The sequence below is a fragment of the Thermanaerothrix sp. genome, from assembly GCF_056331585.1.
Genome location: NZ_JBWGPQ010000036.1, coordinates 22,289 through 29,277, shown reverse-complemented (window position 1 = coordinate 29,277; position 6,989 = coordinate 22,289). Strand labels below are relative to the sequence as shown.

The following is a 6,989-nucleotide window of genomic DNA, read 5'->3' as shown; positions in this document are numbered from 1 at the left end:
ATGGTCTTAGTTTAACCCTGGGAAGGGGAAATGTCAACCGTTTTGTGCGCTCGTGCACAAAGCAGTCTATCCCCCGATCTCACTCATGACCCGGTTGAGCGCAATTTCGCCTTCGGCTAAGCCATGCCCCCAGGGTTTTTCCCAGATGCTCTCCACAATGAGTTGGCGCATCTCTTCCCAGGTGGCGCCGTTGCGTAGAGGGGTGAGCAAATCCACTTCTTTGTCACGGAGGAGGCACAGGCGCAACCGTCCATCGGCGGTCAGGCGGGCGCGGGTGCAGGCGGCACAAAACGGCAGGGTCACCGAAGCGATAAACCCCACCGTGCCTAACGCACCTGGCAGGCGGTAGAGGCGGGCCTCGCCATCTAGTTCACCACCGTTAATTGGCTCGACTGCGCCAAAAGCCGCTTCCAGGCGCGCCAGCATCTCGGCAGTTGAGACCACTTGGGAGCGCTGAAAGTCACTGATACCGCCCAACGGCATCATCTCGATAAAACGCACTTGCCACGCGTGCTCAAAGGTCAGGCGCGCCAGATCCACAATATCGGCTTCATTGTATCCGCGCACCACCACCGCATTGATCTTGATTGGGGTGAGGCCGGCTTCCTCGGCGGCCAGGATACCTTCCCAAACTTGGCGCAAGTTACCCCAGCGGGTAATTTTGTGAAAACGCACCGGATCCAGGGTGTCCAGGCTGATATTGACGCGTTGTAACCCCGCGGCTTTGAGCGGGCGGGCCAGTTTGCCCAGTAATACACCGTTGGTGGTCATGGTGAGGGAACGGATTCCCGGCGTAGCGGCAATTTCCCGCACCAGTTCCACCACATGGGCGCGCACGGTCGGCTCGCCCCCGGTTAAGCGAATTTTATCAAACCCCAGGCTGGCGAAAAGGCGCACCAGGAAGAGGATCTCTTCGTCTTGCAACATCTCCGCGGGGGGGCGGAAGGTCATATCCTCGGGCATGCAGTACACGCAGCGCAGGTTGCAGTGATCGGTCAGGCTGATGCGCAGATAGTGGATGCGGCGACCAAAACGGTCGAGAGCCACGTTTCAACTCCCTTTCAAACGAAACCCTTCGTTTCTTACTCATCAGTATACAAAAAACCAGGGCTTTGAGCCATAACCTGAGGGGTGATTTTTGACTTGAGGAAAGTAGACTGTTGTCCAAGGTATCATTATAGACTAATCAAGTAACAAATATCAGGATACTTGTAGTGTTTTCGTATGACGCATGACACTACCCAAGGATTGGGGGAGCGTTCCATAATCAGAATAGAACCCATCCTAGCCCGCCTCGTTGTCATTAATTTCCATACCAACCAGGAGGAACGGATGCCCCCCAAGGGACGAATTGTCGTTAATGACTTATACTGTAAGGGTTGTGAATTGTGTGTGGCGGCCTGCCCGCAGGAAGTGATGGGGCTGGATATGAGCCGTATCACCGTCAAGGGCTATCACCCGGCGACGCTGGTTAAAGAAGGCTGTACCGGGTGCGGCGTGTGCGCGGTGGTCTGTCCCGAGGCGGCCATCACGGTTTATCGTGAAGCGGTGCGCCCACGTGTCGCGGCGGCTGCGGCTTAGGAGGCAACCCATGGCGCGCGAGTTGTGGAAAGGGAACATTGCCATTGCCGAAGCCGCGGTGCGGGCGGGGTTGGAGGCCTATTTTGGCTACCCCATCACGCCGCAGACGGAATTATTGGAATATCTCTCCATGCGTATGCCCGAACTGGGACGGGTTTTCGTCCAGGCCGAAAGTGAATTGGGCGCGATCAACATGGTTTATGGTGCGGCCTGCACCGGGGTGCGGGTGATGACCTCATCCTCCAGTCCGGGCATCAGTCTGATGATGGAGGGCCTTTCGTATATCGCCGGCACCGAGGTGCCGGTGGTGCTGGTGGACGTTATGCGCGGCGGTCCTGGCCTGGGCAATATTGCACCGGCGCAAGGGGATTACAACCAGATTGTCCATGGCGGCGGGCACGGCGATTATCGCCCAATCGTCCTGGCACCGTCTAGTATCCAGGAAGCGATTGACCTGACCATGCTGGCGTTCGATTTGGCCGAAGCCTATCGCGCGATTGCGGTAGTGTTGCTGGATGGCAGCTTGGGGCAGATGATGGAGCCGGCGGAGATGCCCCCGATGCGCCCGCTCAAGACCACCTACCCCGATTGGGCCGTGCGCGGCGCCATGGGACGCGAGCGGCGTGTGCTCTCTTCGATTTACCTTGACCCGCCGCTGGAAGAAGAGGCGAATCTGCGTATCCTGCGCCGCTGGGTGCAGATTGAGGCGAACGAGGTGCGCTACAAGGGCTATTACCTGGAGGATGCCCGCTTTGTCGTCGTGGGGTTTGGCACGGCCGGGCGGGTGGCGCTTTCGGCGGTGCGCGCGGCGCGGGCCGAGGGCATCCGCGTGGGGTTACTGCGCCCGATCACCGTCAGCCCCTTCCCAACTCAGGTGATCCGCGAGTTGGCCGAACAGGTCGAGGGCTTTTTGGTGGTGGAGATGAACACTGGCCAGATGCTGGAAGACGTGCTACGCGCGGTGGAAGGGCGCGCGCCGGTGGAATTCTTCGCCCGCGTTGGCGGTGTCATGCCCTTGCCGGATGAAGTCCTGGACGAGATCAAGCGCATGGCTACGGCGCCGCTCACCGTGGACGGCCATCCTCGTGATCGTTGGCTACAACGCATGTTAGCGCAGGCTTAGGGAGGATCGCGCATGACCTTAGCAGATTTGGAAACACTGGTTTATGCTCGTCCGGCATCCTTGACCGAGATGCCGACTCACTATTGCCCCGGTTGTACCCACGGGGTGGCTCATCGTCTGATCGCCGAAGTCATTGATGAGATGAACCTGCGCGAGCGTACCATCGGTGTGGCATCGGTGGGCTGCTCGGTGTTTGCCTATAACTACTTTGATTTCGATTGGGTGCAAGCGCCGCATGGTCGCGCGCCGGCCATGGCGACCGGCGTCAAGCGCGTGCTACCCGACCGCGTGGTCATCACGTACCAGGGCGATGGCGATATGGCGTCCATCGGTATGGGCGAGGTGGTGCACGCAGCGGCGCGGGGTGAAAACATCACCGTCTTCTTTATCAACAATGCCAACTACGGCATGACCGGCGGGCAAATGGCGCCCACCACCCTGCCGGGGCAAAAGACCACCACCTCGCCGCGTGGGCGGGATGTGGAAACGCAGGGTTACCCGGTGCGTGCTGCCGAATTGTTGGCGACCCTGGAAGGCGCCAGTTACGTGGTGCGCCGCAGCCTGCACGATCCCAAGAACATTCGCCTGGCCAAGAAGGCCATCCGTCTGGCACTGGAAACTCAGGTGCGTGGGTTGGGCTTTTCGATGGTAGAACTGCTCTCGATTTGCCCGACCAACTGGGGCATGACCCCGGTGCAGTCGCTCAAATGGCTGGAAGAGCACATGATCCCCTATTTCCCACTCGGGGATTACAAGGTGCATCCGGCGGTTGCTGAGATCAAGGTCTAGGGAGGGCAAGCAACCATGCAAACTGAGATTATCATTGCCGGTTTTGGCGGTCAGGGCGTGCTCTTTGCCGGGCAACTGCTAGCCTACGCCGCCATGGATAATGGCCTGGAAGTGACGTGGATCCCTTCCTACGGCCCGGAGATGCGCGGCGGCACTGCGAACTGTACGGTGATCATTGCCGATGAGGAGATCGGTTCGCCCATTGTGCGCAACCCGCAGGTGGCGCTGGTGCTCAACCGTCCTTCGCTGGATAAATACGAGCCGCTGGTTAAGCCGGGTGGGTTGTTGGTGGTCAATGCCTCGCTGGTGGATCGCAATGTAGATCGGCGCGATATCCGTACCGTGCTGGTTCCGGCCAACGAGATCGCCGAGCACCTGGGTGACCGCCGCGTGGCCAACATGGTGATGTTGGGGACTATGTTGAGCAATCAGCCCATCCTCACCCTGGACGCAGTGGTCAAGGCAATGGAAGCACATCTGCTCTCACGCCATCGTAATTTGTTGCCGCTCAATGTGGCCGCGCTCCAGGAAGGCGCCAAATACCTGGCTGAACAACTGCAATCGGTTTGAACCTCAGGGCGCGGGCGACCCCCGTGCCTTTTTCATCGCCATCCCAGGCGCAGGCTCTGACCGTCGCTGGTAAGTTCCAGCGTGCCGTGCAGGCCGGTCGCCAGCCAGCCGGGGGGCAAAGGCTGGCTGGGCTGCCCCACCAGCACCCCTAGGTCAGGGAGTGCACTAGCAGGGATTACGATCCCCTCGCCACGCAAGATGAGGCCATCCAGGGTCACCCCCTGGGCGTTGAGGTGCGCCAGCGTCTCGGTTGGCCAGACCGCACCCGCGATGAGCAGGTCAAGACGGCCGTGGTGCACCAGTAAAGGCACCTGTCCTTGTTCGGCCGGGAGCACATCCAGGGCCAAGTCGGGCGGCAGGTCCAGCACCTGCGCGGCGGCCAGTGGCTGCTGGGGGATGCCCGCCGTATCCAGGGCGCGCGCCAGGCGGGTATGGGTGCGGGTGGTAGCCGTGGCGGTCGCCCAGAATACTCGGCCTACTTCGTAACGTTGGAGGCTCAGGATCAGCCCTTCCAGCGGCGCGGCCCGTGGGCTGGTAACCAGCATGGCATCCAACCGTCGCCCTAGCACCGGAAGGTAGCGGCCTAACTGAGCATCCAGGCCGTTGGCCGAGGGGGCACCATCCAGAAGCAGGGTCTGTCCACCCGGGGCGCGAATCAACACCGCCTGTGAATCGGGCAGGTCAAACAACACCAGATGCAGATTTCCATCCGGGCGGTAGAGCACGCCGTTCCAGGCCAGCACCGTGGATAACCCCAGTGCCCCGATCAGCAGGCTTCCGCGCAACGCCGGGCGCCAGGCCGCCTGCCGCCAAGCGAGGGTGAGGCCTAACACCACGGCGTAATAAAGCACCACACTCCCAAATTCGAAGGGAGGTAGGGCCAGCGAGGCCAGGGCGTTCTGGCTCAGCCCCAAAACGATGCGGTTGGTATAGGCGGCCAATGGCCAGGCCAGCCCGGCCAGCACCTGCCCCACAGCGGGGGCGAAGAGACCAATCAGCAGGCTTAGCCCGCCCAGCACCATCAGCGCTGGTTGGGCTGGCAGGATCAGGGGATTGGCGATGAGCAGGCTGAGCGAGAAGCGTCGAAAATGGGCCAAGAGGACTGGCAAGGTGGTGACTTGGGCGGCCAGCGTAACCAGCACGTACTCCCCCACCGCGGCGGCCAGGCGCCCTGCCCAGGGTGCGCGCCAGCGTTGGGTGAGGGTGCGCATGAATGCGCTTTGCAGCGGTTCGGCATAAAGGATCAATCCCAGCGTTGCCATCACCGAGAGTTGAAATGAGACGTCCCAGGGCAGGGTGGGATTGAAGAGGCACAACAGCGCCGCGCTGAAGGCCAGTGCGTTCAGGGCCGCCGAAGAACGCCCGATCAGCCGCGCCAGCAGCACCAAACCGCTCATCAGCGCCGCGCGCAGGACGGCCGGATCACCTCCGACCAGGAGGGCGTACAATCCCATCCCAATCAACGAGACGAAACTGGCTATGCCCAGGGGAAAAATTCGCCCCAGCACCGCCAACAGGGCGCCGCTGAGCAGGGTCATGTTGAATCCCGAGATGGCGATGATGTGCGCTGTGCCGGTAATCTGATAAGCCCGTTCTAGCGGCAGGGGAAAATCTTCGTCCAAACCAAGCAGGATACCGCTGACTAAGGCGGCTTCTGGCTGGGGATAAAAGCGATTCGCCAGCGCATAAGCCTGCTGGCGTAGCGCTTCCAGGCCGGCAATGAGCGGGTTGCCGCGCGGGCCGGGCAAGGAGCGCGCCAGCGGGTAGGTCATTTGGGTGTAGATGCCGCGTCGCTCCAGGTAGGCGCGGTAGGAAAAGGTCTCGCCCTCTTCCGGTGGATTTAGCGCGCCGCGGAGTTCCAGGCGCTGGCCGTAGTTCCAGGTCTGGAACGGCCAGAGGGTCACCAAAATGCGCCCCTGCACCTTCTGGACATTCCCAGCGGGGGCTTCCAACTGCTCGGCGCAGACCGTCAGCAGGGTCACCCGCTCCCGCCGATCCGGTGGAGCGCAGATCCATCCCGTGAGGATCACCTGGCCCTGGGCGTGCCAGGCGATTAATCTTTGGGTTGAGTTGTGTGCGCTCTGGTGCAGGGTGTAACGCAGCGCGCCTGCTCCGAGCGCCAGAGGCAACGCCAGCAATGGCAGGGGTAGCCAGGAAACGCGCCAGCGGCGTCGTACCGGTGGCCAGGTAAGGCCCACTGCGCTGAGCAGGCTCAGACCGCCCCACCCCCACGCCGGCAGGGGAAACGCGGCGGCCAGGCCGATCCCACTCAAGAAAGCCAGCGCCAGCCAGAACAGCGGCACAGCGCCCTCACCAGCGCGCCGGGACGGGGGATGAACATTGGGGTGCGGCGGGCATAATCTACGTACGCCGTCCCAAATTCGGCGCGCAGTTTGGCCTCTTCCAGCCAGGCGCCAATGATAAAGTAAGCCGTGGCGGCCAGGTTAAACGCAAGCAAATTCCAGGTCATCAGGGGCATGAACCACAAGGCCAGCAAAGACCCGGTATAGAGCGGATGACGCATCAGAGCATAGACGTCCTCGGTCACCAGGCGCGGCGGCATCGCGGGCATTTGTCCCAAGGCCTGGGGCAAGCCCAAGAAGGCCATGGCACCCGTCGCACGCAGGCCGCGCCAGATGAGCCATGCTCCAAGCCCCTGCGCGGCCAGGCTCAGCCCCAGCCAAGGCCAATTCAGACGGTAGAGGATACCATCCGGCAGCAGGACCATCAACCCCAGCACCGGGAGCAGGGTCAACCCACCTAGCAGCGAGAACAACAAGCGGTAGTAGCGCTGCACCCAGGCTTCTCCCAGGCGATGAGCCAGAAGGCGCTTAAAGGTGTGTGAGGCCAGCACGGAATGGAGCACCCCATAAAGCGCCATCGCCAGTAACACCGTGCTGAACCCGCTTGCCGTCATGGTGCTGTC

At 61.7% G+C, this 6,989-nt stretch carries 7 protein-coding genes; 4 read left to right on the top strand and 3 right to left on the bottom strand.

The genetic code is table 11. The features are described 5' to 3' along the window. Positions 1-66: 66 nt before the first annotated feature. Complete coding sequence (gene moaA, locus AC01YT_RS11380) at positions 67-1,047, bottom strand: GTP 3',8-cyclase MoaA (RefSeq protein ID WP_476675531.1); 981 nt, start codon at positions 1,045-1,047, stop codon at positions 67-69. 285 nt (positions 1,048-1,332) lie between these two features. Between moaA and AC01YT_RS11375 the strand changes: the two genes are divergently transcribed. From AC01YT_RS11375 to AC01YT_RS11360, 4 genes are read left to right on the top strand one after another with little or no spacing between them, the layout of a single operon-like run. Further along, positions 1,333-1,581 carry a 4Fe-4S dicluster domain-containing protein gene (locus tag AC01YT_RS11375; protein ID WP_322806208.1) on the top strand — a complete coding sequence of 83 codons (249 nt, stop codon included), beginning with the start codon at positions 1,333-1,335 and terminating at the stop codon, positions 1,579-1,581. Between the two features lie 10 nt (positions 1,582-1,591). Beyond that, on the top strand, positions 1,592-2,704 hold the full coding sequence (gene vorB / locus AC01YT_RS11370; protein WP_476675529.1) for a 3-methyl-2-oxobutanoate dehydrogenase subunit VorB: 1,113 nt from the start codon (positions 1,592-1,594) through the stop codon (positions 2,702-2,704). 12 nt (positions 2,705-2,716) lie between these two features. Then, entirely contained in the window at positions 2,717-3,493 is a 777-nt protein-coding gene (locus AC01YT_RS11365; protein ID WP_315625220.1) for a thiamine pyrophosphate-dependent enzyme, read from the top strand. A 15-nt stretch (positions 3,494-3,508) separates the two neighbouring features. Continuing rightward, on the top strand, positions 3,509-4,063 hold the full coding sequence (locus tag AC01YT_RS11360) for a 2-oxoacid:acceptor oxidoreductase family protein (protein ID WP_476675527.1): 555 nt from the start codon (positions 3,509-3,511) through the stop codon (positions 4,061-4,063). 32 nt (positions 4,064-4,095) lie between these two features. Here AC01YT_RS11360 and AC01YT_RS11355 read toward each other — a convergent pair whose 3' ends face one another. Further along, positions 4,096-6,366, bottom strand: a complete 2,271-nt coding sequence (locus tag AC01YT_RS11355; RefSeq protein WP_476675525.1) for a ComEC/Rec2 family competence protein — start codon at positions 6,364-6,366, stop codon at positions 4,096-4,098. Further along, positions 6,333-6,980 carry a methyltransferase family protein gene (locus AC01YT_RS11350; protein WP_476675523.1) on the bottom strand — a complete coding sequence of 216 codons (648 nt, stop codon included), beginning with the start codon at positions 6,978-6,980 and terminating at the stop codon, positions 6,333-6,335. Before AC01YT_RS11350 ends, AC01YT_RS11355 begins: the two co-directional genes overlap by 34 nt. Positions 6,981-6,989: the final 9 nt, after the last annotated feature.

Coding starts and splice junctions, on each gene's coding strand:
- AC01YT_RS11375 (WP_322806208.1), top strand. CDS start 1,333: ATGCCCCCCAAGGGACGAATTGTCGTTAATGACTTATACTGTAAGGGT.
- AC01YT_RS11360 (WP_476675527.1), top strand. CDS start 3,509: ATGCAAACTGAGATTATCATTGCCGGTTTTGGCGGTCAGGGCGTGCTC.
- AC01YT_RS11365 (WP_315625220.1), top strand. CDS start 2,717: ATGACCTTAGCAGATTTGGAAACACTGGTTTATGCTCGTCCGGCATCC.
- vorB (WP_476675529.1), top strand. CDS start 1,592: ATGGCGCGCGAGTTGTGGAAAGGGAACATTGCCATTGCCGAAGCCGCG.
- AC01YT_RS11350 (WP_476675523.1), bottom strand. CDS start 6,980: ATGACGGCAAGCGGGTTCAGCACGGTGTTACTGGCGATGGCGCTTTAT.